Genomic DNA, 24038 nt, shown 5'->3' on the forward strand with positions numbered 1-24038 from the left:
CCGCCGGACGCGAACGTCGGCCTATCACCGACAGCACCTATGTACTCACCTTGAGTAGTAGCTGCAAGCGGAACCGCCGCACGCGCCGTGTCGTACTCGTGGCCTCGCACAGTTCACCCGCCAGGGGTGACCAGTTCGAGACAAGTCGGCCCGGGGAAACGGGGCTGGCCGCCAGGTGCGGGACAGGAAGTGGACAGGGAGCTGGCGGTGGCTGGCCAGTGGGCACCCAGCGCTCGGGTGGCGTGTAATGGGGAGACCGCCCCGGGCCGGTGACGTCGACTCCCGGCCCGGGGTGGTCAGCCGTCGTGATCTGGACGGCGGCGGCGAGCCCGCGCTGTTCCGATCAGGCGGGAGTGACGCCTTGGGCGAAGTGCAGGAGGTCGTCGGGGTCGTAGGCGCGTTTCACCCGGCGCAGACGCGCGAGATTGTCGCCGTAGTAGGCCTGGTCCCAGTGGGCAAGCTCGGGGTCGATGTAGTTCTGGTAGGCGCTTGCGGACACGAACGGGGCCATCGCCGCGACCGTCGAGCGCAGCCAGCCCTGGTTCGCGTCCTTCCTGGCGGTCGAATCGTTGATGCTGTACCCGGCGACGTACTGAGCGCTGGCGATCGCCGAGCGGTGCACGAAGGCCGTGTCCCCGGGGGCGACCCGGTTGATCTCCCCGCCCCACGCGTCGAGGATGACGGCCGCCGAGCCGGCGCCGGCCGTGCGCTGCCGCTGCTCGATCGTGCCGAGCAGAGTCGAGATGCCAGCCGCGGAGATCGGTTCCAGCAGGAACGCCGAGGCGGCGCGCTGGGCGATCCGGGGCAGAGTCCCACCGGCCGTGCGTCCGCGCAGATGGCAGGCGGCGACGTCCATGCCGGCGCAACCGGCCTCGATGAGCATCGCCGTCCGATGGTCACGGCGGCCGACGGAGGTGCTGCTTGGCTGGTGGCCGGCGGCATCCGCCAGGCCAGCGAGCACGGTGCGCAGACCGGCGATCGCCGCGTCGTCCGAGCCGCCGCAGGACACCCCGCTCAGCCGCAGGACGGGAGTGCCGCCGACCCCGCTTCTCGGCGCGGACGACAGGACGCAGCTTGACCAGACGGTGTCCGGCGCGCCGCCGGGATCGGAGATCCACCGCTGCCAGGCGGCCAGAACATCGGCCGCCGCCGACCACGGCCAGTGACAGGTGAACAGCACCAGGGGCGTCGCCTCGTGGGTGGCGAAGGTGAACGAGGTGACGATGCCGACATTGCCGCCGCCACCGCCGCGCAGCGCCCAGAACAGGTCGGCATCGTGATCGGCATCGGTGTGGACGAGCTCGCCGGAGGCGAGCACGACGTCGGCGGACAGCATCCGGTCGCAGGTCAGACCGTGCCGGCGGCTCAACACGCCGATGCCACCGCCAAGCGAGAGCCCGGCGATGCCCACCGTCGGGCAGGATCCGGCCGGCAGCGCCCGACCGGCCTGGCCGAGCCTGTCGTAGACGTCGACCAGCAGCGCCCCCGCACCGATCCGAGCGGTCCCGTCCGCGGCGGTGGTCACCGTCGACATCTCGGTCACGTCGACGACCAGGCCGGTCGTCGACGAGTACCCACCGTAACTGTGCCCGCCGGCCCGAGCCGTGATCGGCAGCTCGGTCTGCCGGGCGAAGTCGACGCAGGCCGTGACGTCCGCCGGCGACGCGGCGCGGGCGACCGCCGCGGGACGGATCGTGTCGAAGGCCGGGTCGTACAGCTGGCTCGCGGTGGTGTAGCCCGGACTTCCGGGACGCAGCAGCGGCCCGGTCAGCCGCGACTCGAGGGCGGCCCAGTCAGGTGACCCTGACGGCCCCGAGTCTCCGGACGGACCCGAGGTGCCGGACGGGCCGGGCTGGCTGGGCTGGCCGGGGTCGTCCTGGCAGCCGGCCAGTATCGCGCCCCCGAGGGTGAGCCCGCCGAGTCCCAGCGCACCCGCGCCCGCGGCCCGCAGCACCGACCGCCGATCCGGAACGCCCACCTGATCTCCCGTCCACCACCCCCGGCCACTGCCGGCCCCTGCCGCCACGCCGCATCGCCCGGTGCGGGATCTGCGGCGAAGGTATGCCATTCCCGGTACGCGGACCGGCGTGCTTCACCCGGCGGGTCGGTCCCGGATGCCGCCGGGAGCCGGGATGCCCCGGACCACCGGAGACTGGATCAGGGCCGCGCGATCGTCGAGATCGTGCCGTTCGGGTCGATCCGGCGGACCCGGTCGTTGCCGTTGTCGGCGACGTAGATATTGCCGCTGCCGTCGATGGCGATGGAGCTCGGATTCTCGAACTGAGCCGCGGTGGCCGGTCCGCCGTCGCCGGAGAGGCCCTTGGTGCCGGTGCCGGCGATCGTGGTGATGATCCCGTTGGGGTCGATTCGGCGGACCCGGTTGTTGTTGTAGTCGGCCAGGTAGAACGTCTTACCGTCGACTCCGAGCGTCAGTGATGGCACGTTCAGCTTCGCGGCCGTGGCCGGGCCGCCGTCCCCCGAGTAACCCTTCTGCCCGGTGCCGGCGATCGTGGTGATGATGCCGTTCGGTGTGATTTTCTGGATGGTGCTGCTGCCGAGGTCGGCGAAGTACACCGTGCCGTCCGACGTCACGGCGAGGTCGTTCGGGCCATCGATCCGGGCGGCGGTGGCCTGGCCGCCCGCGCCGGTGTAGCCGGCGGTCCCGGTGCCGGCATAGGTCGTGATGATCCCGTTCGGGTCGACCTTGCGGATCCGGTGGTTCTCATAGTCGGAGAGGAAGAGGCTGCCGTCGGGACCGACGGCGATCTTCTCGGTGCTGTTGATCTGCGCGGCGGTGGCCGGGCCGCCGTCCCCGCCGAAGCCGGCGGTTCCGGTGCCGACGACCGTGGTGATGACCCCGGCGGGGTTGACCTTGCGGATGCGGTTGTTCTTCGCGTCCCCGATGTAGAGGTCGCCGGCCTTGTCGCGGACGGTCGAGCCCGGGCCGTCCAGCTGCGCGGACGCCGCGGGGCCGCCGTCCCCGCTGAAGCCGCCGGAGCCGGTGCCCGCATAGTCACTCGAGGTTCCGGCCGGCGTGATCCGCTGGACGCGGTCGGTCGCGAGGCTGGACACCAGCAGCGAACCGTCCTGGTCGAGGTACAGGCTGTACGGACTCAGGCCCTGCACGGTCAGCGCCGCGCCCCGGTAGCCGGTGGCGGTGATGCGAGTGGTGGTCGTCCCTCGGTCATCCCCGCCGGAGTTCGCCACCGCCAGCACGATGCCGACGGTGACGGCGACCACGAGGACGAACGCCACCGCCGCGATGATCCACGGAAGCCTGGACCGTCCGCCAGGAGCGCCCGACGGGGGACGGTGCGATGCGGGCCCTATCGGGCCGGGCCGAAACGGTCCGGCGGCGGCCTGCCCGGGAACGCTGGGCAGCGGCTGGGCGGGCGGCGTGCGTGACCCGGCGACGGGCGGCTGCGGGGTGTTGACGGGTGGGAATCCGCCCCATCCGGCAGGCTGGCCGGGGCCGCCCGCCCGGGTGGTCGGTGCCTGGGTGAACCGGCTGTCGTCGGCCCCGGGTGGTCCCGGCGGACGCCCCGCGAAGCCGCCCGCCGGCGGATATCCACCCGCCGGGGGGCCCTGGGCCGGGCCACTGTGAACCGGGCTGCTTTTAACCGGACCGCCCTGGCCAGGCGGCCTCTCGTACGACCGGCCAGGAACAGGCCCCCCGGCAACCGGCAGGCCCGGCCCACCAGGGCGACCCTGCCCCCCTGGTTCCCCGGCCCGGTTCGACCCGCCAGGCCCAACCGGCCCGCCAGGTCCACTCGGCCCGACCCGCCCGCCAGGTCCGCCAGGCACGCTCTGCCCGACCCGCCCGCCAGGCACGCTCGGCCCGCCAGGTCCGCTCGGCCTGCTCTGACCACCCGGTCCCGCGGGACCGCTCTGGCCGCCGGAATAGCCCGATGCCGGCGCGCCGCCGGAGTAGCCGGGGCCGAGGGGGCCTGGCCGTGGCCCCGCCCCGGAAAGCGGGCCCGATCCGGGAACCGGAAGGGGACCCGGGACCCGACCCGGACCTGGCGTGGCCGGACGCGGAGTGGTGGAGCCGCCGAGCGCGGCCTCGCGGATCTCGTCCTCCACCCGGACCTTGACGTCGGAGCGGGACAGCCAGTTCGGGCCGAAGGCGCGGGCACCGGCGCGGGCGAGCTCGAGGGCGAAGTCGGAGGCGTCGCCGAACCGAGCGGTCGGATCCTTGGCCAGCGCCCGCATGATCACCATCGAGACCGGCGGCGGAACCATGGTCAGCGGCTCGGGATTGATGGTCAGGTGATGGTGGGTGAGTGGCTGCACCGCCATCTGCCGGCCGAACAGCGGCCGACCGGCGAACATCTCATACAGCACCCCGGCCAGGGCATACAGGTCGGTCGACGGGAACAGCCGGACACCCATGATCTGCTCGGGCGCCATGTAGCGCGGGGTGCCGAGGATGGCGCTCGCGGTCGTCTCCGCGCCGTCGAAGATCTTGGCGATGCCGAAGTCGGTGACCTTGAGCAGCCCGTCCCCGGTAAACATGATGTTGTCCGGCTTGACGTCACGGTGCAGCACGCCCTGACCGTGCGCGGTGGCCAGCGCCGCGGCGGCGGCGATGCCGATCGAGCAGGTCGTCTCCGGCGAGAGCGGGCCGGAGCTGATCCGCTGCTTGAGCGTGCCGCCGGAGAGCAGCTCCATGACCAGCAGGCAGGTGCCCTCGTGCTCGACGTAGTCGTGGATGCGGACGATGTGCGGATGGTCGAGTTCGGCCAGCACCCGGGCCTCGGACAGGAAGCGGGCTCGCAGGTCGGCGTCGTCGGAGGTGTCCAGCAGGATCTTGATCGCGACCTTGCGCCCGATGAGACGGTGCTGGCCGGCCAGTACCAGGCCGTAGCCACCTCGGCCGAGGTCGCCCTCCACCGAGTAACCCGGAAGCGCCGCCTCCACCAGTGATCTGTCAATCAGCAAGGTTCAGATCCGTCCGCTAACGAGGTCGGGCACGCCACCGCACCGCCGCTCCTGACCCGGCCGCATCATCATGGCTGTTGCTCGACGCCTTGGGAGCCAGCCTGCGCCCAGCCTGCAATGACACGTTCGCCGGTTTCAGGGCGATCCTACGACCTCGACCTTCCCATTCCACCGGGCGTCCGGGACCGTCCCGCCGCGTCGGATCGGCGACATCCCCGGCGAGATCGTCATGCTGACCGGTGGTCGACGAGTGTCGTCTCCGCCACGCACGGCACGACTCGCCATGACCGCGATGGACTGCTGGGGTGGGTACGGCGACACGTGATGAAGGCTCCAGGCAAAGCAACCGAGACGCAGTGCCGACCGAGACGCAGTGCCGACCGAGACGCAGTGCCCATCGAGTAGCAGTGCCCACCGAGATGTAGGCGCAACCGAGGAAGGGTGTTCCACGACATGTCGACAAGCGAGCCCACCGGCCAGGGCGGCCAGCCGAACGCCGAGGCGGCTGACAGCCAGCTGGACATCACCGCGACGGCGCAATGGGCGGACCTGGCGGCGCATCACGCCGAGGTGTCCTCCGCGACGCTGCGGGACCTGTTCGACGGCGATCCCAAGCGCGGGGAGACGTTCACGGCGGAGGCGGACGGCCTCTATCTGGACTACTCGAAGAACCTGCTGACCGAGCGCACGCTGGAGCTGCTGGTCGCGCTGGCCGACCGGGCGGGCCTCGCCGGGCGGATCGACGCCATGTTCGCCGGCGAGCGCATCAACATCACCGAGAACCGGCCGGTGCTGCACGTCGCACTGCGCGCCGGGCGGGACGCCCGCATCGAGGTCGACGGCGAGAACGTGGTGCCGCGGGTCCACGAGGTGCTGGACCGGATGGGTGACTTCGCCGACCGGGTCCGCTCCGGGGCATGGCGCGGCGCCACCGGTGAGCGGATCCGGACCGTCGTCAACATCGGCATCGGCGGCTCGGATCTCGGCCCGGCGATGGCCTATGGCGCCCTGCGTGATTACGCCGACCGGGCGATCGAATGCCGTTTTGTCAGCAACGTCGACCCGACCGACATCTGGGAGGCGACCACCGATCTCGACCCGGCGACGACGCTGTTCATCGTCGCGTCGAAGACATTCACCACCCTGGAGACGATCGCGAACGCCCGCGCGGCTCGCGCCTGGCTGACCGGCCAGCTCGGGGAGGAGGCCGTCTCCCGCCATTTCGTTGCGGTGTCAACAAATGCGGAGAAGGTCGCCGAGTTCGGCATCGACACCGCGAACATGTTCGGATTCTGGGACTGGGTGGGCGGGCGCTACTCGGTCGATTCCGCGATCGGCCTGTCGTTGATGATCTCGATCGGGCCGGACGGCTTCCGTTCCTTCCTCGACGGGTTCGCGGTGATGGACGCCCACTTCCGCAGCGCGCCGTTCGAACGGAACCTGCCCGTGCTCCTCGCCCTGATCGGCATCTGGTACCGGGACTTCCTCGGCTATTCCACCCACGCCGTGCTGCCCTACAGCCAGTACCTCGACCGCTTCGCCGCCTATCTGCAGCAGCTCGACATGGAGAGCAACGGCAAGCGGGTTGACCTGGCCGGACGGCCCGTGCGCACCCGCACCGGCCCGGTCGTGTGGGGCACGCCGGGCACGAATGGCCAGCACGCCTACTACCAGCTGCTGCACCAGGGCACGACCGTCGTCCCGGCGGACTTCATCGGCTTCGTGACGCCGAACCATCCCGGCGTCGGCCCCGCGGACGGCCCGGACCAGCATGCCCTGCTGCTGGCGAACTTCCTCGCCCAGACCGAGGCGCTGGCCTTCGGCAAGCCCGCCGAGGCGGTCGCGGCCGAGGGCGTCGCGGACTGGCTGGTCCCGCACCGGACCTTCCCCGGCAACCGGCCGACCAACACGCTGCTCGTCCCGCGGCTGACCCCGTTCACCCTGGGCCAGCTCATCGCGCTGTATGAGCACAAGGTGTTCACTCAGGGGACCATCTGGGGCATCAACAGCTTTGACCAGTGGGGCGTCGAGCTCGGCAAGGTCCTTGCCGGCCGGATCGTGCCCGAGCTCACCGCGGCGGCCGAGCCCCCCCTGCGCCACGACAGCTCGACCAACGCCCTCATCCGACGGCTGCGCCAGGGCTGAGTTAATCCTGCACAACCACACCACTACCTCGCACGGCCACCGTTATCTGGCACCCGCGCTGCCCCACCCTCCGTCGCATGTTACTCTCCGTAAACAACTTGGGGTTCTTGGTTGCGCATGGTAGCGAGAGCTGTGGGGGGCGGGATGCGGGTCGTTGACGCCGGAGCCCTGACCATGTCCGTGCAGCGTTCCGGGGAGGATGTGCGCATCGAGCTTGTCGGTCAGCTCGACACCGCCGGCCGCCTGCGGTTCCGGGAGCAGATCGGCGAGCTGCTCGGCCGCGGGGGCGGGACGGTGACGGTGGATGTCGCCGGTCTCGACGCGATCGATATCCCCGGGCTCGCCGCCCTGTTGCGGGCCGACCTGCTGCTCCGCCGGGTTCACGCCGAGTTGCGGATCAGCTCGGCGACGCCGGCGATGCGCGCCCTGCTGCACGACACCGGCCTCGAGGGACGCCTGCGCGTCGGCTGACGCTGATGCCCGGACGTCACCGGGGGCCCTTCCATGTGGTACCGCCCAATGCGGTGCCGGTAAGCGTGGCGCCGATCAGGGTGGAGTCGGGCGGGGTGCGTGTCGCCGCGGCCATGGTCGCCCCGACTGTAACTCTCGGTAGCGAAAGGCTGGGCGGGGTCGGCGGCGCCGGGTCGAGTGGGAAGGGGCCCGCAAGTGCCGGTCGCGGAGGTCGTACGCGCTGCGGCAGGGGCGCCGGGGTGAGCGCGCCGGCCGGATCCGGGGCCGTGGCGGGGTCGCCCATGCCGTTCGCATCCGGGCCGTTCGCATCCGGGCGCTCGGCGCCCGAAGCCACAGTGGCCAGGGAAACAGTGGCCAGGGAAGCGGCATGGGGGGGCACGGCAGACCGCGGACCGGTCAGGCGGCGCTCCACTCTGCCCATCATCAGCAGGCCTGCCATGATGATCAAGGGAAATCCGAGCGCGAGCAACAGGACAGGTGGAGTGAGACTCACCGCGGGAACCCCCAGGCCGGCTTGCGGATGCGGAACGGCGCCGCCAGCGCCGAGATAGGCCTTCCCCGGCACGACGGCGAGTCACCTCCGTGGCGGATTCTCACCCGGACCGGGTCGTCGCCGGGCGCGTCCGGCCCAGCGGATCGTCCGCACGCACTGCGTCGATCACCAGCCGTGTCCAGCCTCACGGGCTATAACACACCGTGCCCGGGCCACCATTCGGGCGAGGGAAGCGTCACCGTTATGGCAATCCCCGTCGCTGTCCCGCTGGGCGGATCGCTCGTACGCTTCGGAGAATATGTCTGTGCGGCCTGTACCGATGCCCACCTACCGCGGCCATCCACATGTGGCCGACGTTGATCTGCTGGCGCGCATCCAACTGCTCGTCGAGCAGATGGACTACGCCCTGGCCGAGATCGCACTGCGGCGAGCGGCCTACTGGCGCGTCTGTGAGGAGGAGGCCGACTGGCAGTGGGCGCCGGGCGGGGTCGAGGGGCTGCGCCGGCCTCCGGTCGCCGAGGCACTCGCGCTGCTGCTCGCCGCGCTGGGCCGGCTGCGGCTCTGGGCCCAGGAGCTGCACTGGCTCCAGGAACAGGCGCGCCTGCGCGGCCTGCTGGCCGCCGGCTGACGGGGATGGCTGGCGACCGCGGCCGGTCGGGCGGTCAGCTGGCAGGCAGGGCGGGGCGCTGGTCGAGGGTGTCGAACAGGCGGCGGCTCAGGTTCGCCGCAGCCACGTTGCCCCGGCCCAGGTAGCGGCCGATCCCGGCCTCCATGCTTTCGGCGGCATCATCCTTGCGCTTGGCCCGGTACAGCACCTCGGCCCGGCACAGCAGGGCGTGTGCCTGGCCGTCGACGTCGTCGGTGCGCGCGGACAGGTCGACAGCGGTGTCGGCGAAGCGCAGCGCCTCGGCGTCCCGGCCGCGCAGCGACAGCAGCCGGGCATGCACCCCGCACCAGCCGGCCTGCGCGGGCAGCTGGTCAGCGGCGGCGGCATCCCGGCAGCGGGTGACGTACTTGCCGGCGTCGTCGACCTTGCCGAGCCGGACCAGCACGTCGGCAAGAGCCGCGGCGCGATTGGCGAGCATGGCCCGCTCGCCCATCCGGGACAGTGCCCGGCAGCTGCGCCGCAGCTCACGCTCGGCAACAGCGAGATCGTTGGAGAGCAGCGCGACCCGCGCGACGACGAATCCGCCGTGATGCGGGTCGACGCGCGGCCCGCGCAGGTCGTGGACGATCTCCTCGGCAGCCTTGAGATGGACCCGGGCATCCTCGAGGTCGCCGGACATCGCGGCGAGCACGGCGAGTTGGGCGAGCAGCGCCCGGCGCAGGGCCCGGTCGTCGCCGGCGGCGTCGAGGGCCTCGCTGGCCCGGTTGCGACTCGCGGCGACGGGGCGTGGGCCGAGGCTGGTCAGCAGGGCGAGTTCGCGGCGCAGAGACTGTGCGGCCCGCGGCACTCCGGACTCTTCGGCGTGGCGCACCGCGTTCTCCATCGCCCGCTCGGCGGCGTCGAACTGGCCGGCGGCGAAGTAGGCGCTGGACTGGCTGCGGCAGGCCAGCGCCGCGCCCACATCGTCACCGGAACGGACGAACATCGCCAGCGACGAGGCCGACTCGGCGACGGTGGTGGCGACCAGGCCCTCCGGATCCGTGGCGAACAGCACCCGCAGATGGGCGAGCCGGGCGTGGGCGCGCAGCCCGTCCTCGCCGGCGCGACGCGCACGCTCGGTGACCTGGCGCAGGATGCGCTCGGCGTCGGAGTGCCGGGTGAAGGAGAACAGCGCCCAGCCGAGGTCGATCTCGGCCCGCAGCCGCAGCGGGTCGGTCTCGGGCAGCAGGGTGATCGCCCGTTTGAGCAGCTGGGCAGCGCCGGCCTCGTCGCCCTGACGGACCCGGTCGGCGGCCTCGATCAGACAGGTCGCCGCCGCCCGGCCGAGCTCGATGGTCTCCGTTGCGCGCAGGCCGATCTCCATCCGAAACCGGTAGGCCTGCTCCAGGTGGTAGCCGACCAACTCGTCGTGCTCACCCGGGCCACCGACCAGGCGGGCCTGCAGCCATTCGGCGAACTGCTGGTGCAGCTCGGCCCGGCGGCGTTTCGAGGTGGACTCGTAGGCGCAGTCGCGCAGCAGCACGTGCAGGAACCGGAAGGCCTCCACCCCGGGCAGGTCGGAGCGGTCGGGATGGACGAGCTCCTTGCGGACCAGGCTCAGGCAGTGCGCGCCGACCATCGACCGTTCGGCCGGATCGGACAGCTCGATGACGGCGTCGAGGTAGAACCGCTCGCCGGCCACCGCGGCCCGTTCGAGTACCCGGCGTTCAGCCGGGTCGAGCCGGTCCAGGCGGGCGGCGAGCAGCGAGGAGATCGTTGGTGGCACGGTGACACCCCGCAGGCTGCCGGTGGCGATCCAGCGGCTACCCTCCCGGCGCAGCAGCCCGTCGTCGACAAGGGCGGCGACCATCTGTTCCACGAACAACGGGTTGCCCGCCGCCGAGGTGGTGATCCGGTTGACCAGAGCCGGGTCGAGGTCATCCGAGCCCATCAGGGAGCGGATCAGGCGCTGGCAGCGGGCCTCGGTCAGCGGCGCGAGCAGCATCGAGGTGGCGTTGAACTTGCCGCCGCCCCAGTCGCGGCGGTCCTCCAGCAGCTCCTGGCGGGTCAGGCACAGCAGCATGATCGGGGCGTCCCGGGACCAGTCGGCGATGTTCTCGATCAGGTCGAGCAGCGTCGGCTCGGCCCAGTGCACGTCGTCGAACCACAACACCAGCGGATGGCGCACGGCCAGGGCCCGGAAGAACGAACGCACCGCCCAGAAGCTCTCCTGCGGCCCGGCCTCGGCGCCGCCGAGGCCGACCAGCGGCGCGAGGGCGTCGACGATCTCGGCGGCCTGGTCGACGCCGTCGAGCAGCTCACGCAGCCGGCGTCGGCCGTCCGGCGCGCTCTCGTCGGCGGACAGGCCGGTGGCCTGGCGCACCATCTCCATCAGCGGCCAGTAGGCGATGCCCTCGCCGTAGGACAGACAGCGCCCGGTGAGCACGGTGGCGCGGGGCGCCAGGGACGCGCAGAACTCCCCGACCATCCGGGACTTGCCGATGCCGGCCGAGCCGAGCACGGTGAACAGATGGCAGGTGCGTTCCTCGACGACCGCCTCGAAGGCGTCCTGCAGCCGTCGGCGTTCCCGGTTGCGCCCGATGACCGGGGCGGTGAAACCGAGTGCCGCCGCGCGGGCCCCGGGGCCGGCTGTCGGGTCGACCAGGCCGGTCAGCCGATGCACCCGCAGTGGCTCGCGCTTGCCCTGCACGACCAGCGGGTCCAGGGGGCTGACCGTCACACTGTGCCGGATGTACCGGTAGGTGGAGTTGCCGATCAGGATCTCGTCGGGCGGGGCGGCGTCCTCCAGCCGGGAGGCGACGTTCACCGCGTCTCCGGTGACGCCGCCGCCGGCGACGGTCACCTCGCCGGTGTTGATTCCAATCCGCACCCGCAGCCGCAGGCCCCAGCGTTGCTGCAGATCCGCGTTGAGGGCCTCCATCGCGGCTCGGATGTCGAGCGCCGAGCGGACGGCGCGCAACGCGTCATCCTCGTGCAGGACGGGGATGCCGAACACGGCGAACACCGCGTCGCCGATGAACTTCTCCACTGCGCCACCGTGAGTGTTGATAACCTCGCGGACGGTGGTGAAGAACTGCCACATCACCTGTTGGAGCGGTTCAGAGTCGATCTTCTCGCCGATGTCGGTCGAACGGGCGATGTCGACGAACATGATCGTTACGGTCTTGCGCGCACCGCTGCCGGCAACGGGCAGGGGGTTGCCACACTCGGAGCAGAAGCGCGCCCGCTCCGGGTTCTCCTCCGCGCAGGTCGGGCACGGCACCATGTGCGGGATGGTAGGCCGATCCCGGCCCGGTGCGGTGGGGGATGCGTCCACCCGACGCGATCCGGGTGACCCGTCCCACACCGATGTCACAATTCGGTCGGATGGTCGGTGCCGGTCAGACGGCCGGTCGCGCTCGGCCGGCCGGTCGCGCTCGGTCGACCGTGGTGTAGGCGCGGGCAGTGTCGGGCGGCGATCCATGGCAGGCCGCGTGCGTGGCGTGATGGCAGGGTTCGGTCGGCCGTGGGTACGCCCGCCGGTCGAACGGGATCCCTCGATCATGTCGCGACGTCCCGCCCCACCGTCAGCAGCACCGATTCGAGCGCCCCGCTGCCGGGCACCGCGAACAGCGCCGCGCTCGACCCGCGCAGGATCGTGCCGAGCCCCACACCGATCGCTGCCGCGGCGCACACGGTCAGCGCCACCACGCCGTAGGTCGCGCCAAGCTGGCCCGGTCGGTCAAGATGCAGGCCGGATGCCCCGTATCGCAACACCGCGCCCTCGTCGAGCTACACAGCGCCGTGGCCAGCGCCTTCAAATGATCGCGGGTGCTCCGCCGCGGGTGTGACGCGGAGCCGAGCGCCGCACCGACCAGCCGGGCCGGTTCGGCGAGTTCGCGGTACGGCCGGTCGAAGACCTCTGCCCGCCCGAAACTCGGAGTCACCAGACCCAGCAGGGCACGCAGCGTCGTCGTCTTGCCAGACCCGTTCGGGCCCAGAAAACCGGTGACGGTCCCTTCGCGGACGGTGAATGTGACGTCGCGAACCGCGTGCTGGGACCCGTATCGCTTGGCCAGGCGTTCGATACGGACAACGGAGGTGACGGGAGCCTCCCGGCGGATGGTCCGATCGGGGCAGGTTCTACGGTAGCCCGTCCTTTTTCGATCCCGGCGGTCGGGCTGTGGGACTGCTGCCCACGAGGGATGTGAGCAGTTCCGCGAGCTGGGAACGTTGGGCCTGGTCGAGGTGCCGGGTGAATCCGGTCACAGCCTCACTCCGGCGGCGGCGGCCCTCGTCGAGGACGATGTGGCCCGCTGGCGTGAGGGTGACGAGTACGGCGCGCCGGTCGGCGGGGTGGGGGCGCCGCTCGATCAGCCCGGCCGACTCCAGGCCGTCCACCGTCTCGGTCATCGTGCGTGGAGCGACCCGGACCGTGTCGGCGAGATCGCGTAGCCGGCACGGTCCGGCATCCTCGAGCAGGCTGAGGATCTTGAATCGGCGCAGCGTCAGGCCGACCCCGGCGCGTAGCGCCTCGTCGACGGCGCGCCGGACGCGGTGCCCGGCGGCGAGGACGAGATCGACGACCTCGTCGCCGGTTTCCGGTGGCGGCATCTGACCGGCTCCCTCGTCTATGGTGGCGTGAAGGAAACCTTAGGGTAGCTTGCCTCATAGTGAGGTAACCTCACTAAAAGCTCACCTCGCCGTGCAGGGCAATGTGTCCACCAGGGGATAGGCATGTCCACCAGGGCATAGGCGGCCACATTACGGCGGCGAAGACCCTGCCGAAGGAGTTCACATGGACGCTCTCGACTGCCTGCTGACCCGTCGGACGGCAACCCGGCTCGTCGAACCCGGGCCGACCACCGATCAGCTCACCGCCATCCTGCGCGCCGCCACCACCGCGCCCGACCACAAGATGCTGCGGCCCTGGCGTTTCGTCGTCGTGCGGGGAGAGGCACGCACGGCGCTCGCCGCGGCCATCGCCAGCGCCGCCGAGTCCGTCGGTAACCTGCCGGAGCCGGTCGTGCGCAAGGCCGCCAGCAAGGCCACCCGCTCGCCCGCCCTGATCGCCGTGATCGCCGCCCGGGTCGAGTCCCGGGTGCCGGTCGCCGAGCAGGACGCCTCCGCCGCCGCGGCCGCGCAGAACATCTGCCTCGCCGCGCATGCGCTCGGGGTCGCCTCGGCGTGGAAGTCCGTCCCCCTACTGGATAGCGCCCAGGTCCGCGCCGCCTTCGGCCTGCACGACGGCGAGGAGCTCGTCGGCTGGGTAGAGCTCGGCACCCAGGCCCCGACTCCGCCGCTCTCCGAACGGGCCGAGGTTGCCCTCGCCGACGTCGCCCTCGAGATGGCGGCTGACGGCGCCCTCAAGGCCATCACCGACTCCGCCGGAGCCTGACGCTCCAGATACGCGGATACGCCGACCTGCTAGGTACCCAACCCCTCCCCACCCCCGCGCTCGGTGTTTCGTTCAGCGCGCCGGACTCTGCCGGCCTGTCCTCGCCTTCCGCCCTCTCGTCCTTGTGACCTGTCTCCTCCGCCCCGCCAGCCCCGCCAGCCCCGCCAGCCCGTCGGCCGTCCATCCGGGCCAAGAAGCGACCCGCGCAGCCCAAAGTCACCCTCCGCGATCGCATCTTCAGGGTCAAGATCCAAGCAGGTCCTTATGGGGGCGTTCGTGTCTGATTTGCCCCCCACGGCGACCTGCTTAGGCGGATGTTGCTCGGCGACCCGCTGCGCGGCGTGACGAGGGCGATGGCCCGGTTCGGTCGGAGCCGCCTGGGGCGCGCGGAAAGCTCCCTAAGCTGGATCGCAGGTCCGGGTCTTGACGACCCGATCCGGGGTAGGACTCCGCTCCCGACCTGCGACGGGAGGTTCGCCGTGCGCGGTGCGCAGGGACGTCCCCGCCTTGCCGTCACGGCCGTGACGACCGGGCTGCTGCTCGTTGCGCTGGTCGGATGTTCGGACCCGGGTTCCTCGGCTGACCAGGCGACTGCCGGGTCCCGCGCAGCTGTCGGCGCGAGTGGGCCGCCACCGGCACAAGGCGGCGCTTCTCCCGGGACCCCCGGGCTCGCGACGGCGGGCAGCGACGGCCCGCAGAGCGCGGAGTCCGACCGTGCCGGCTCCGACGGCGCGGGCCTGGGGGAGGGCCCCGGTACCGTGCCGGACGGCGCCGGGTCGCGGTCCGGGCCGCCCGGAAGTTCCGCCGCGGCCACCGGCGTACCCGGCTCGGTGGCGGCGGCGCCGGCCACACCGCTGGCCACCACCGCTCCCGGTGCGGCCGCGGGCGGCGGCTCGTCGTCCTCACGAGGTTCGTCCGCCTCGGGCGGTGCGGGCTCAGGCGGTGCGGGCTCAGGCGGTGCGGGCTCAGGCAGTGCGGGCTCGGGAGGTGCGGGTTCTGTCGGCGCGGGTGCGTCGACCGTGCCGACGCCGGTGCCCTCGGCTGTGTTCCTCGGGGAGGCCTGCGACCCAGCGCACACCACCGACCCCGCGACGGCGGTCAACGGTCTGGTGCTCTACTGCTCACCGGACGACTCGTCCAGCGTCGGTGGACGATGGTCGACCGCCCCGCCGAGCTCGGCCGCGACCCGCCCGGCGCAGGGTGGCGACTGCGACCCGCGGGACGTTGGTCGGATCGTGCGCGGCGCGTCCGGCCGTCCGCTGATCTGTCTGCGGGATCCGACTGGCTCGCTGAGCTGGTCGGACGTGTCCTGACTCACCCGGCTCGCGGCGCGGTGCCGCCGCGGCCCGGCGTCGCGGGGGTTCGCCCGGCGGGCTGCCCGCGTCTGACGAGGATCTCCTGCTCCGTCCGGCCGGTGACATGCCGGGGTCATCCGGGCCCGGTTGTTGATCTTAGGTTCGGTGGGGATCGCGGGCCTGCTGCGCCTCGGCGTTGCGAGCCGGGTGCCGCTGGCGGTCGCGTCGCCGGACGCGACGGGCGAGGAGCACGTCGGCGAGTGACCAACCGCCGGGTGCCACAAGTGCGAGGAACACCAGCGCCCAGGCGTACGGATGATCGGCGAGATAAGGGACGGCGTCCTCGCGCAGCCAGTCGAACAACCGGTCGTGCAGAACGGGGATCACTCCTGCCGCGGCCAGCAGCACCAGCGTCCCGGCCCCGGCCACGGCGAGCCCGCCCGGCAACCGCCGCCAGTCGGGCACGCCGACGACCACCAGGCCGAGCAACCCCGCCACGATGCCCAGCGCCCCGACCGACCCCGAGCCCACCAGCGCGCCGACCGCACCGAGTACGAGCAGCGGCAGCCCAAGGACGATCACTACCAGTCGACGGCGCTGCGCGAGGTCGCGGACCAGTTCGGAGCCGATGCGGGCGGCTGTCCGGATCAGAAACGCCACCGGGCGCACCGGACGGGGCAGGAACGGCGCCGAGGCGAGCCAGGAGGCCAGCACCGCGCCGATCCGTGCGAGTTCGGTGACCAGAATCGGACTCTGCGTCGAGTCGGTGATGCGCTCGTCGGGCACTGTGCACGCCCGCAGCACGTCACTCACCGCCGTGGCCGGGAGTACTACGGGCCGACTTTCGGGGGCCGGCCCGCTCGCGGCACCCGGCAGGTTCGAGGCGTTGGGTTCGTCGTCGATGTCCGCCAGGGCGGCGTCGACGGCGGCCAGGAAGCCGGCGGTCGGCCGGGGGGTGATCCCGTCGGCGATGTCCTCCCGGACCGCCCGGGCCAGGCCGACGAGTTCCTGGGCGGCGATGTCGCGTTGGAAGCCGCCGGCCACCCACAGCGCCGTGGCGGGTAGTCCAAGGGGAACGGGGGCGGTCAGATCCGCGAGCACGGCCAGTTCGTCCTGAACCTGCGCGGGCGTCGGCGTTCCCGCCACCTCGGCCAGCGCGTCGACCAGGCCAGCGAGCCAGCTGGCTGCGTCAACGGCCGGATGACCCGCCCCGGACCGCTCCCGAGCGGCCCCATCCGACCGGGCACCAGCCAGGCAGGCACCGCCCGTCGAGGGCGGGCCGTCGGGTGCACTGGGGGGTGGAGTGCCCAGCGCGAGGTCGCGGAGCAGGATCAGACGGCGGGGGTCGAGCAGGATCCGGACCAGCCAGCCGGCGCCGTCGAGGCGTCCCCACATCCAGTCGTTCGCGCGCCAGGACGACTTGGCGAACGCGGCGAAGTTACCCAGCCGCAGGCCGGTGAGCTTGTCCTGCGCCCAGCGGCGGGCCGGGTCGAGCTCCGTGGGCAGGTCGGCGGAGAGCTGGACGAGCTCGACGGGCTGGTCGAGCACGGTCCCCGTGCTTTCCTGCTCGACCAGGTGCAGGTCGAGCAGGGCGATCATGGCATGCGGCCGGGTGGGCGGCAGGTAGGCGACGAAATCGGCGAGGGTGCGGGCCGCGAGCGCTCGACGCTGGCCGACGGTCAGGCCCGCGACGCGGACCCTGATGCCAGTGGGGGGCTGGTCGGTCGGGGTCCACCGGGGAACGAGGTCGGTGAACTCGGTCCGGACCGCCAGGATGACCTCTCCGAGTGCCGACCAGGCCCCGGCCAGGCGACCCGACCCCACGGCCGCCGCCGCGGCCGGGTCGCCGCACAGCCACCGACGGGTCGCCTCGGCGGCGACCTCGGAGGCGGTTGCCCCGGGCTTCGCGCCCAGGGTCGCGGTGACCGTCGTGAACACCCCCGGACGAGGCGATGAACTGTACAGCGTCGCCGACCCGCCGGCGTCCGGCGTGGCGGTGCGGGTGGCAGCGTGAATGGTGGCGGCGAGTCGGGCGAGCCTGGCCCGTTCGGGCCGGGCGGGGCATAGCACGTATCCCTCATTGATCATCGAGAGCAGGATGCCCTTGATCCCGTCCAGTGTGGACTGGCCGAGTCTCCACAGCTCATCGACGTCGTCCGGGCCGGGCAGGCGCTCGGGCAGGCTCGTGAAGGCCGCGTCGAGGGCCGCGTTCGTCAGGCTGGTCCGGGCGGTGGTGTCGGTGCGCACCACGTCCGCGTCGGGTGGGCGGGGTAGGTCGGCGCGGTCGGCGAGCACGCGCAGCAGCGCCTCGACGACGGGCGTGGCAACCCGCTCGGCCACGCCCCGCCGGTAGGAGTCGTAGAGGTCGTCGTCGGCCAGCCGGACGGCACCGGCCGGGCTCAGCCGCAGCAGGCGCCGGCGGGTGGCCCGGGTGCCGCGCACCGCGTCGTTGTGAGCGCGCAGTGCGGCGAGGTCCGTGCCGATCGACTGGTTGAGCGCCGCGTTCAGGGCTCCGAGCAGGGTGGTACTCACCGGTGGCGTGCGATCAGCCCGGTCCCAGGACGGGATCGTGCGGGTCCCATCCGGTGCCACGTCGGTCGGACGCGGGGAGGGCACGATGTAGGTCAGCACTCGGCGGACCTGGCGGTGCGCGGGACGGTCGAAGATGGCCGCCAGGGCCGGCCCGATCGGGCGATTGACGAGGATCCCGCCATCGGACGCGTGGAATCCGCGGGCGCTGTTGACGTAGCGGGCCATGTCCGGATGGCTGTCGTCCACGTCGCGCCCGACGGGAACGAAGGCAGGCTCGAACGCGCCGGGAAAGGCGGAGCTGGCGCGGGCGGCGAGCGCCAGCCGGGGGATCGCCGCGGGGCCGGTCAGGTCCGGCGTCCCGAAGACGAACAGCCCGCGGTAGTCGACGTCGTACATCGAGCCGCCCAGGGAGTCGGTGTGTTCCGCCAGCTCGCCACGCATGATCGTCGTGGTGATGAACACCGCGGTCGCCTTGGTCACCTCCGTCGGCTCTGGTCGATGGCCAGGGTGCGACGGCGGACCGGTCGCGGCGACGGCGCGCAGGCCGGTGTGCAGGGCGGGCAGGACGACCGCGTCGCCGCGCAACAGGGATGGGAACGCGCTATCCACGGGGGTGCGCATGAGTCGGTCCAGCGAGCCGAGCGAGAGCCACAGGTCCCGCAGCGGCCCGAGGCTGGCGCGACGCGCGTGGGCGAAGCCCAGCATGGCCGCGTTGATACCGCCGGCCGACGCCCCGGACAGCACGTCGATGTCCAGGGTCACATCGAGGATCGCCGTCAGGCGGGCATACCGGGCGGCGAGCGCCGCATCCGCGGGATTGAGAACCGCGTCGGCGGGATGCACGGGGCCAGTGTTCTTGCGGCCAGTGTCCTTGTCGTCAGGGTCCTTGTCGTCAGGGTCCGCGGGGTCAGGGTCCGTGGGATCGAGTCCCGCTGGATCAAGGTCCGTGGGATCGGGGCCGGACGCGTCCGGGCCTGAGGCGTCAGGGCGGGCCGCGCCGGTGGCCAGGTTGATCTCGGTGGCGACGCCGCCCATCCACACGGCAAGGCTCGCGCCGCCAGTCATCACGACGGCAAGACGTATGTCCTGGGACGTCTCGCTACGCACCTGCTCGTCCGTCCCGGCGGTCCAGGCCGGCCCGCCTGCCGCACCCCGCGCCGCGGACTCGGCGCCCGGCGCGGCGCTATGGGCGCCCTGCGTCGCGGAATGGGCACGATCTGCGGCAAGGCCACCCATAGCGGAAAGGGTAGTCGTGATGCGACATGGCGCCCGTCGTTCCGCGGCTTTCCGCACGTCCCGGGCGGCTTCGACTGAACCTCGCCCTCGCCACGAGGCGACCGGACCTTCACGATTACCACGCTCCGTGGCCCTGACCCGTCGACGGAGTTGCCGGGCCAGCCGGGCTGGCGGGTCGGTGTGCTCGGTGTGCTCGGTGTGCTCGGCGGGATGATCTAGCGGACGATCGCCCGCGGCCGAGTGCGGGCGCGATGGCCGGGATCTGGCCGTTCGGGTTGGCCGGTCCCACTTGTCAGCGGGTTACTCGTGGGTAGCATGGGAACGACGTACTCACGAGTAGCAAGCCGGGGCCTCGGCTTTGTGTGCCGCCCGGCGCTCCCGAAAGGAGCCGTCCATGGGCCACTACCGGAGCAACCTGCGCGACCTGGAGTTCAACCTCTTCGAACTGTTCGGGGTCGACCGCGTGCTCGGCACCGCGCCGTTCGAGGAGATGGACGCCGACACCGCCCGCCAGGCGCTCGCTGAACTCGACGGGCTCGCCCGGGGGCCGATCGCGGACTCGTTCGCCGATGCCGACCGCAACCCGCCGACGCTCGACCCCGAGACCGGCACGGTCACGCTGCCCGAGTCGTTCAAGCGCTCCTACCAGGCAGTGGTGGACGGCGAATGGTGGCGGCTGTTCGTGCCGAACGGGCTCGGCGGGCTCGGCGCCACGCCCACAGTCGCCTGGGCGGGCTCGGAACTGCTGCTCGGCGCGAACCCGGCCGTGTTCATGTACATGGCCGGCCCGACGTTCGCCGCCATCCTGCACGGGATGGGCACCGAGTGGCAGCGCACCATCGCGAACTTCGCGATCGAGCGGCACTGGGGCGCGACCATGGTTCTCACCGAGCCCGACGCCGGCTCGGACGTCGGCGCCGGCCGTGCCCGCGCCATCGAACAGCCGGACGGCACCTGGCACATCGAGGGCGTCAAGCGCTTCATCACCAGTGGCGACTGGGACTTCCCGGAGAACATCATCCATCTGGTGCTGGCTCGGCCCGAGGGACACGGTCCCGGCACCAAGGGCCTGTCGATGTTCGTCGTGCCCAAGTACATGCCGGACCCGGCCACCGGCGATCCCGGCGAGCGTAACGGCGTCTACGTCACGAACCTCGAGAAGAAGATGGGGCTCAAGGTCTCGGCGACCACGGAGCTGCGCTTCGGGGAGCGCACGCCGGCGGTGGGCTGGCTCGTCGGCGATGTCCATGAGGGCATCGCGCAGATGTTCCAGATCATCGAGTACGCCCGGATGATGGTCGGCACCAAGGCGATCGCCACTCTGTCCACCGGCTACCTCAACGCGCTGGACTACGCCCGCACCCGCGTGCAGGGCTCTGACCTGACCCGCGCCACCGACAAGACCGCGCCGCGCGTCACGATCATCCACCACCCGGACGTCCGCCGGATGCTCATGGCGCAGAAGGCGTACGCCGAAGGCATGCGGTCCCTGGTCCTCTACGCCGCGACGTTCCAGGACCAGATCATGGCGGCCGAGGCCCGCGGCGAGGCCGACGAGCTCGCAGTGCGGATCAACGACCTGCTGCTGCCCATCATCAAGGGGGTTGGCTCCGAGCGGTCGTACGAGCTGCTCGCGTCCTCGTTGCAGGTGCTCGGCGGCTCCGGCTACCTGCAGGACTATCCGATCGAGCAGTACCTGCGGGACGCCAAGATCGACACTTTGTACGAGGGGACGACCTCGATCCAGGGGCAGGACTTCTTCTTTCGCAAGATCGTGCGTGACCGGGGCCAGGCGATGACGGCCGTGCTCGGCGAGCTTCGGACCTTCGTCAAGGCGGAGGCCGGTAACGGCGAGCTGCAGCACGAGCGGGCGGCGCTCGGTTCCGCCCTCGACGAGGTGGAGGGCATCGTCAGCGCGATGGTCAACCAGCTCACCAGCGCCTCCGAGGACGTCCAGCAGGTCTACAAGGTCGGGCTGAACACCACTCGTCTGCTGCTCTCCGTCGGCGACGTGCTCATCGGCTGGCTGCTGTTGCGCGGCGCGGAGGTCGCGCTGCGGGCGCTCGCGGGCGGCGCTGCCGACGGCCGCGACGCCGAGTTCTACCGGGGCAAGGTCGCCGCCGCCCGCTGGTTCGCGGCGAACGTGCTGCCCGAGCTGAAGGTGCGCCGCGCGATCGCCGAGGCCACCGGGCTCGAGCTCATGGAACTGTCCGAGGACGCCTTCTAGGCCCGGCTGCCTGAGCCCGTCCGCCTGAGCCCGGGTTCCAGGTTCGGGGTATCGCGGCACATCCACGGACCACGGAGGAATTTCCGTGGTCCGTGGTCCTTGTTGCGGCCGGTGGTTGTATTGGTGTGATCCGCGGGTACAGGGGGCCGCATGGGAATCCCGCTGAGCCTTGCGATCTTCACTCTTGGTGCCGTGCTCACCTTCGCCGTCCGTTCCGATCCGTCCGGCCTCGATCTGGACACCGTCGGGGTCATCCTGATGCTGGTGAGCCTGGTGGGGCTGGGCATCACCCTGTACCAGAACCAGTGGCGTCGCAAGATCGTGGAGGAGTCGGTCGAGGCCGGCGTGCCGACTCCCGTGTCGATGGACGACACGGTCATCGTCGACCCGGTGACGCCGTATGAGGCGCCGCGGCGTCGGGAGCCCGGCCTCACGCCGGAGGAGGACAGTAAGATCAACTCGAGCCGGCACCCGGAGCTGGACCCGCAGGAGGTCGTGCACGTCGGTTCCACCGACCAGGGCCAGTCCTCGACGCGCTCGTAGCCTTGCCGGACGGGCCCGGCCGGTCGGCCGCCGCCGCTCGCACCATCCGACCGCCGCCCGGTCCGACCCGCCCCGCCTGCCTGCGTGCCGGCCCGCGAGTCGACCGGGCGCCTGATGCACGTCGACCCCACCCGCGACCACCCGCCGATCGCTCCCGACCAGCGGCCGGGTCCCGCCCCGCCTGACGGGACGAGGTCGGCCCGGTCGAGGCGGCGCGGCTGGCGGTCAGGAGGTGCGCAGGGGCGGGAAAGCCTGGTCGAGCTCGTTGCGCATGTCCCGCTTCAACAGATCGTCGGACTCCGAGGAAGTCTGCCCCTCAAGAAGGAACCGGGCCACTCGGAGGGTGAGATCGACCCGCTCGGCCAGGTTCAGCGTGCCGGTGAACCGCCCGCTGGAGTTGGCGGAGGTCAGCACCTTGGCGACGAACTCGTCCGCAGCCTGAAGTGCCTCCACTCGCGTCATGGTTCCACCTCTTTGTGCCGGAATCCGGTCAGAGGCGCAACCGTACCAGGGAACCACGGGTGCGCAGTTGTGTGCCCCACTCGCGTGCTTTGTGGTGACCTGGTGGCTCCGATGAGAGGATCAGGACCAGGCAAGGGCGACCGTGGGGTCGGTCAGCATCGCGCCGATGTCGGCGAGCACCGCGGCGCCGAGGCGCCCGTCCACGATCCGATGATCAAAGGACAGGGCGAGCTGCACCACCGTACGTGCCGTGACCTGACCTTCGTGCACCCAAGGTGTTGGGCGGATCGCACCGAGCGCCAGGATCGCGGCCTCCGGCGGGTTCAGGATCGGTGTGCCGATGTCGACACCGAGCGCCCCCACGTTGGTGATGGTGATCGTCGCACCGCGTAGTCGAGCCGGCTCCAGTCGGTCGGCGCGGGCGTCGTCGGTCAGCGCGGCCAGCGCACGGGAGAGGCCGACCAGATCGAGGCGTCCCGCGTCGGGGATGTGCGGCACCACGAGGCCCCGCGGTCCGGCGACGGCGATGCCCAGGTTCACCCGGTCGGAGATCTGGATCTCTGCCCGGCCGGCGCCTTCGTCCTCGACCCAGCGTGAATTGATCATCGGATGCCGCCGGACCGCGACCAGCAGGGCGCGGGCGACGAACAGCAGCGGCGTGATCCGGATACCGGCGAACTCCGGCAGGGCCGCGATTCTTTCCCGGGCCGCGATCGTCTCGGTCGCGTCCGCGCTCAGGAACTCGGTGACATGCGGCGCCGCCGCGACGCTGGCGACCATCGCCTGCGCCATCGAGCGGCGCACCCCCACCACCGGCACCCGCCAGACACCCGCGCCATCGGCGTCGTCGTTGCCGGCGTAGGTCGCGTCGGCGGGGATGGCACCCGCCAGTGCACCGCCACCGGGCCGCGGGCCGGCTGGCGCCGGGTAGGTCGGGCCGGGACTGCCCGTCGGCCAGACCGGCGGGGCCGCGAGCGGGATCGCCCGAGCCGCGATGCGCACGGCCGCCTCGACGTCACCGCGGCAGATCGTCCCGCCCGGCCCGGTACCGACCAGGGTGGTGAGGTCGACGCCGAGATCACGGGCCAGCTTGCGCACGGGCGGCTTGGCCAGCACCGCGGACGCCGGCCAGCCGCCCGGCGTCACCTGCGGATCCGCCTCGGCAGGCCCTGACACCCGCACGGCGCTGGCGTCGGTGCTGGTGGGGACGGGCACCGGGACAGTCACGGCCTGGGCGGGCTGGGCGGGCTGACCGGGGGTGGTGGTCCGACGGCGTGGGCTGCGCCGGCGCTGCTGGTGCGCGCGCGGGCCGTAGCCGACGAGCACCGGAGTGCGCTCGTCGGATCCTTCGCCGCTGGACGGGGGCTGCGCGGCGGAAGCGGCCGGACCGGCTTGCTGCCCGCCGGCCTGCGTCCCGCCGGAGCTGTCCGCGCCCGTGCCGGCATCGGAGCCGTCCTCGTCGGCGGTGTGGATGGTCAGCAGCGGGGCGCCGACCTCGAGCGTGGTGCCCTCATCGACGTGCCGCTCGACGAGAACCCCGGCGAACGGGCTGGGGATCTCCACGACCGCCTTGGCGGTCTCCACCTCCACGAGCGGCTGGTTCACCGTGACGGCATCGCCGGTCTGGACGAGCCAGCGGACGATGTCCGCGTCGGTGAGTCCCTCGCCGAGATCAGGAAGCCGGAACTGTCGGTGTGTCACGGAAACCC

The 24038-nt window shown here is 71.9% G+C and carries 16 protein-coding genes; 7 read left to right on the forward strand and 9 right to left on the reverse strand.

What is annotated here, in order from left to right:
* Window positions 1-343: 343 nt before the first annotated feature.
* Both MXD95_RS16175 and MXD95_RS16180 read right to left on the reverse strand, forming a co-directional pair.
* Entirely contained in the window at window positions 344-1978 is a 1635-nt protein-coding gene (locus MXD95_RS16175; RefSeq protein WP_250641451.1) for an FAD-binding oxidoreductase, read from the reverse strand.
* 179 nt (window positions 1979-2157) lie between these two features.
* Window positions 2158-4941, reverse strand: coding sequence for a serine/threonine-protein kinase (locus MXD95_RS16180; RefSeq protein WP_250641452.1), 2784 nt, complete (start codon window positions 4939-4941; stop codon window positions 2158-2160).
* 453 nt (window positions 4942-5394) lie between these two features.
* Here MXD95_RS16180 and pgi point away from each other — a divergent pair, with 453 nt between their 5' ends.
* The 3 genes from pgi to MXD95_RS16195 all read left to right on the forward strand — a co-directional run bounded on the left by pgi (window position 5395) and on the right by MXD95_RS16195 (window position 8678).
* Window positions 5395-7086 carry a glucose-6-phosphate isomerase gene (gene pgi / locus MXD95_RS16185; protein ID WP_250641453.1) on the forward strand — a complete coding sequence of 564 codons (1692 nt, stop codon included), beginning with the start codon at window positions 5395-5397 and terminating at the stop codon, window positions 7084-7086.
* Window positions 7087-7230: 144 nt separating this feature from the next.
* Window positions 7231-7557, forward strand: a complete 327-nt coding sequence (locus tag MXD95_RS16190; RefSeq protein WP_250641454.1) for an STAS domain-containing protein — start codon at window positions 7231-7233, stop codon at window positions 7555-7557.
* A gap of 791 nt (window positions 7558-8348) precedes the next feature.
* A complete protein-coding gene (locus MXD95_RS16195; protein ID WP_250641455.1) occupies window positions 8349-8678 on the forward strand; it encodes a hypothetical protein in 330 nt (109 codons plus the stop codon).
* A gap of 34 nt (window positions 8679-8712) precedes the next feature.
* Here the strand turns inward: MXD95_RS16195 and MXD95_RS16200 are convergent, their stop codons facing one another.
* From MXD95_RS16200 to MXD95_RS16215, 4 genes are all read right to left on the reverse strand, one after another.
* Window positions 8713-11922, reverse strand: a complete 3210-nt coding sequence (locus MXD95_RS16200) for an ATP-binding protein (RefSeq protein ID WP_250641456.1) — start codon at window positions 11920-11922, stop codon at window positions 8713-8715.
* A gap of 275 nt (window positions 11923-12197) precedes the next feature.
* Window positions 12198-12413 (reverse strand): hypothetical protein, encoded by a 216-nt coding sequence (locus MXD95_RS16205; RefSeq protein WP_250641457.1) that lies wholly within the window; start codon window positions 12411-12413, stop codon window positions 12198-12200.
* On the reverse strand, window positions 12335-12760 hold the full coding sequence (locus tag MXD95_RS28560) for an ATP-binding cassette domain-containing protein (RefSeq protein ID WP_308301509.1): 426 nt from the start codon (window positions 12758-12760) through the stop codon (window positions 12335-12337). Before MXD95_RS28560 ends, MXD95_RS16205 begins: the two co-directional genes overlap by 79 nt.
* Before the next feature lie 19 nt (window positions 12761-12779).
* The gene (locus tag MXD95_RS16215; RefSeq protein WP_250641458.1) at window positions 12780-13250 is read right to left on the reverse strand and encodes a MarR family winged helix-turn-helix transcriptional regulator; all 471 of its coding nucleotides are present in this window, start codon (window positions 13248-13250) and stop codon (window positions 12780-12782) included.
* 184 nt (window positions 13251-13434) lie between these two features.
* On the opposite strand from MXD95_RS16215, the gene MXD95_RS16220 reads away from it, so the two are divergent.
* Window positions 13435-14034 carry a nitroreductase family protein gene (locus MXD95_RS16220; RefSeq protein WP_250641459.1) on the forward strand — a complete coding sequence of 200 codons (600 nt, stop codon included), beginning with the start codon at window positions 13435-13437 and terminating at the stop codon, window positions 14032-14034.
* 479 nt (window positions 14035-14513) lie between these two features.
* Window positions 14514-15347, forward strand: coding sequence for a hypothetical protein (locus MXD95_RS16225; RefSeq protein WP_250641460.1), 834 nt, complete (start codon window positions 14514-14516; stop codon window positions 15345-15347).
* Between the two features lie 138 nt (window positions 15348-15485).
* Here MXD95_RS16225 and MXD95_RS16230 read toward each other — a convergent pair whose 3' ends face one another.
* Window positions 15486-19097: a patatin-like protein gene (locus MXD95_RS16230; protein WP_250641461.1), complete on the reverse strand. Its 3612-nt coding sequence runs from the start codon at window positions 19095-19097 to the stop codon at window positions 15486-15488.
* 394 nt (window positions 19098-19491) lie between these two features.
* Here MXD95_RS16230 and MXD95_RS16235 point away from each other — a divergent pair, with 394 nt between their 5' ends.
* Both MXD95_RS16235 and MXD95_RS16240 read left to right on the forward strand, forming a co-directional pair.
* The gene (locus tag MXD95_RS16235) at window positions 19492-21324 is read left to right on the forward strand and encodes an acyl-CoA dehydrogenase (protein WP_250641462.1); all 1833 of its coding nucleotides are present in this window, start codon (window positions 19492-19494) and stop codon (window positions 21322-21324) included.
* Between the two features lie 150 nt (window positions 21325-21474).
* A complete protein-coding gene (locus MXD95_RS16240; RefSeq protein ID WP_250641463.1) occupies window positions 21475-21867 on the forward strand; it encodes a hypothetical protein in 393 nt (130 codons plus the stop codon).
* Between the two features lie 225 nt (window positions 21868-22092).
* On the opposite strand, the gene MXD95_RS16245 is transcribed toward MXD95_RS16240, so the two are convergent.
* Entirely contained in the window at window positions 22093-22329 is a 237-nt protein-coding gene (locus tag MXD95_RS16245) for a hypothetical protein (protein ID WP_250641464.1), read from the reverse strand.
* Between the two features lie 120 nt (window positions 22330-22449).
* Window positions 22450-24030, reverse strand: coding sequence for a dihydrolipoamide acetyltransferase family protein (locus MXD95_RS16250; protein ID WP_250641465.1), 1581 nt, complete (start codon window positions 24028-24030; stop codon window positions 22450-22452).
* Between the last annotated feature and the right edge of the window lie 8 nt (window positions 24031-24038).

Origin of the sequence: Frankia sp. AiPa1, assembly GCF_023243075.1 — a bacterium.
GTDB lineage: Bacteria > Actinomycetota > Actinomycetes > Frankiales > Frankiaceae > Frankia.

Excerpts from the sequence above, each read along its gene's own strand:
- MXD95_RS16245 (WP_250641464.1), bottom strand. The coding sequence starts at position 22,329 with ATGACGCGAGTGGAGGCACTTCAGGCTGCGGACGAGTTCGTCGCCAAG.
- pgi (WP_250641453.1), top strand. The coding sequence starts at position 5,395 with ATGTCGACAAGCGAGCCCACCGGCCAGGGCGGCCAGCCGAACGCCGAG.
- MXD95_RS16195 (WP_250641455.1), top strand. The coding sequence starts at position 8,349 with ATGTCTGTGCGGCCTGTACCGATGCCCACCTACCGCGGCCATCCACAT.
- MXD95_RS16200 (WP_250641456.1), bottom strand. The coding sequence starts at position 11,922 with ATGGTGCCGTGCCCGACCTGCGCGGAGGAGAACCCGGAGCGGGCGCGC.
- MXD95_RS16240 (WP_250641463.1), top strand. The coding sequence starts at position 21,475 with ATGGGAATCCCGCTGAGCCTTGCGATCTTCACTCTTGGTGCCGTGCTC.
- MXD95_RS16230 (WP_250641461.1), bottom strand. The coding sequence starts at position 19,097 with ATGGGTGGCCTTGCCGCAGATCGTGCCCATTCCGCGACGCAGGGCGCC.
- MXD95_RS16190 (WP_250641454.1), top strand. The coding sequence starts at position 7,231 with ATGCGGGTCGTTGACGCCGGAGCCCTGACCATGTCCGTGCAGCGTTCC.
- MXD95_RS16220 (WP_250641459.1), top strand. The coding sequence starts at position 13,435 with ATGGACGCTCTCGACTGCCTGCTGACCCGTCGGACGGCAACCCGGCTC.
- MXD95_RS16215 (WP_250641458.1), bottom strand. The coding sequence starts at position 13,250 with ATGCCGCCACCGGAAACCGGCGACGAGGTCGTCGATCTCGTCCTCGCC.
- MXD95_RS16235 (WP_250641462.1), top strand. The coding sequence starts at position 19,492 with ATGGGCCACTACCGGAGCAACCTGCGCGACCTGGAGTTCAACCTCTTC.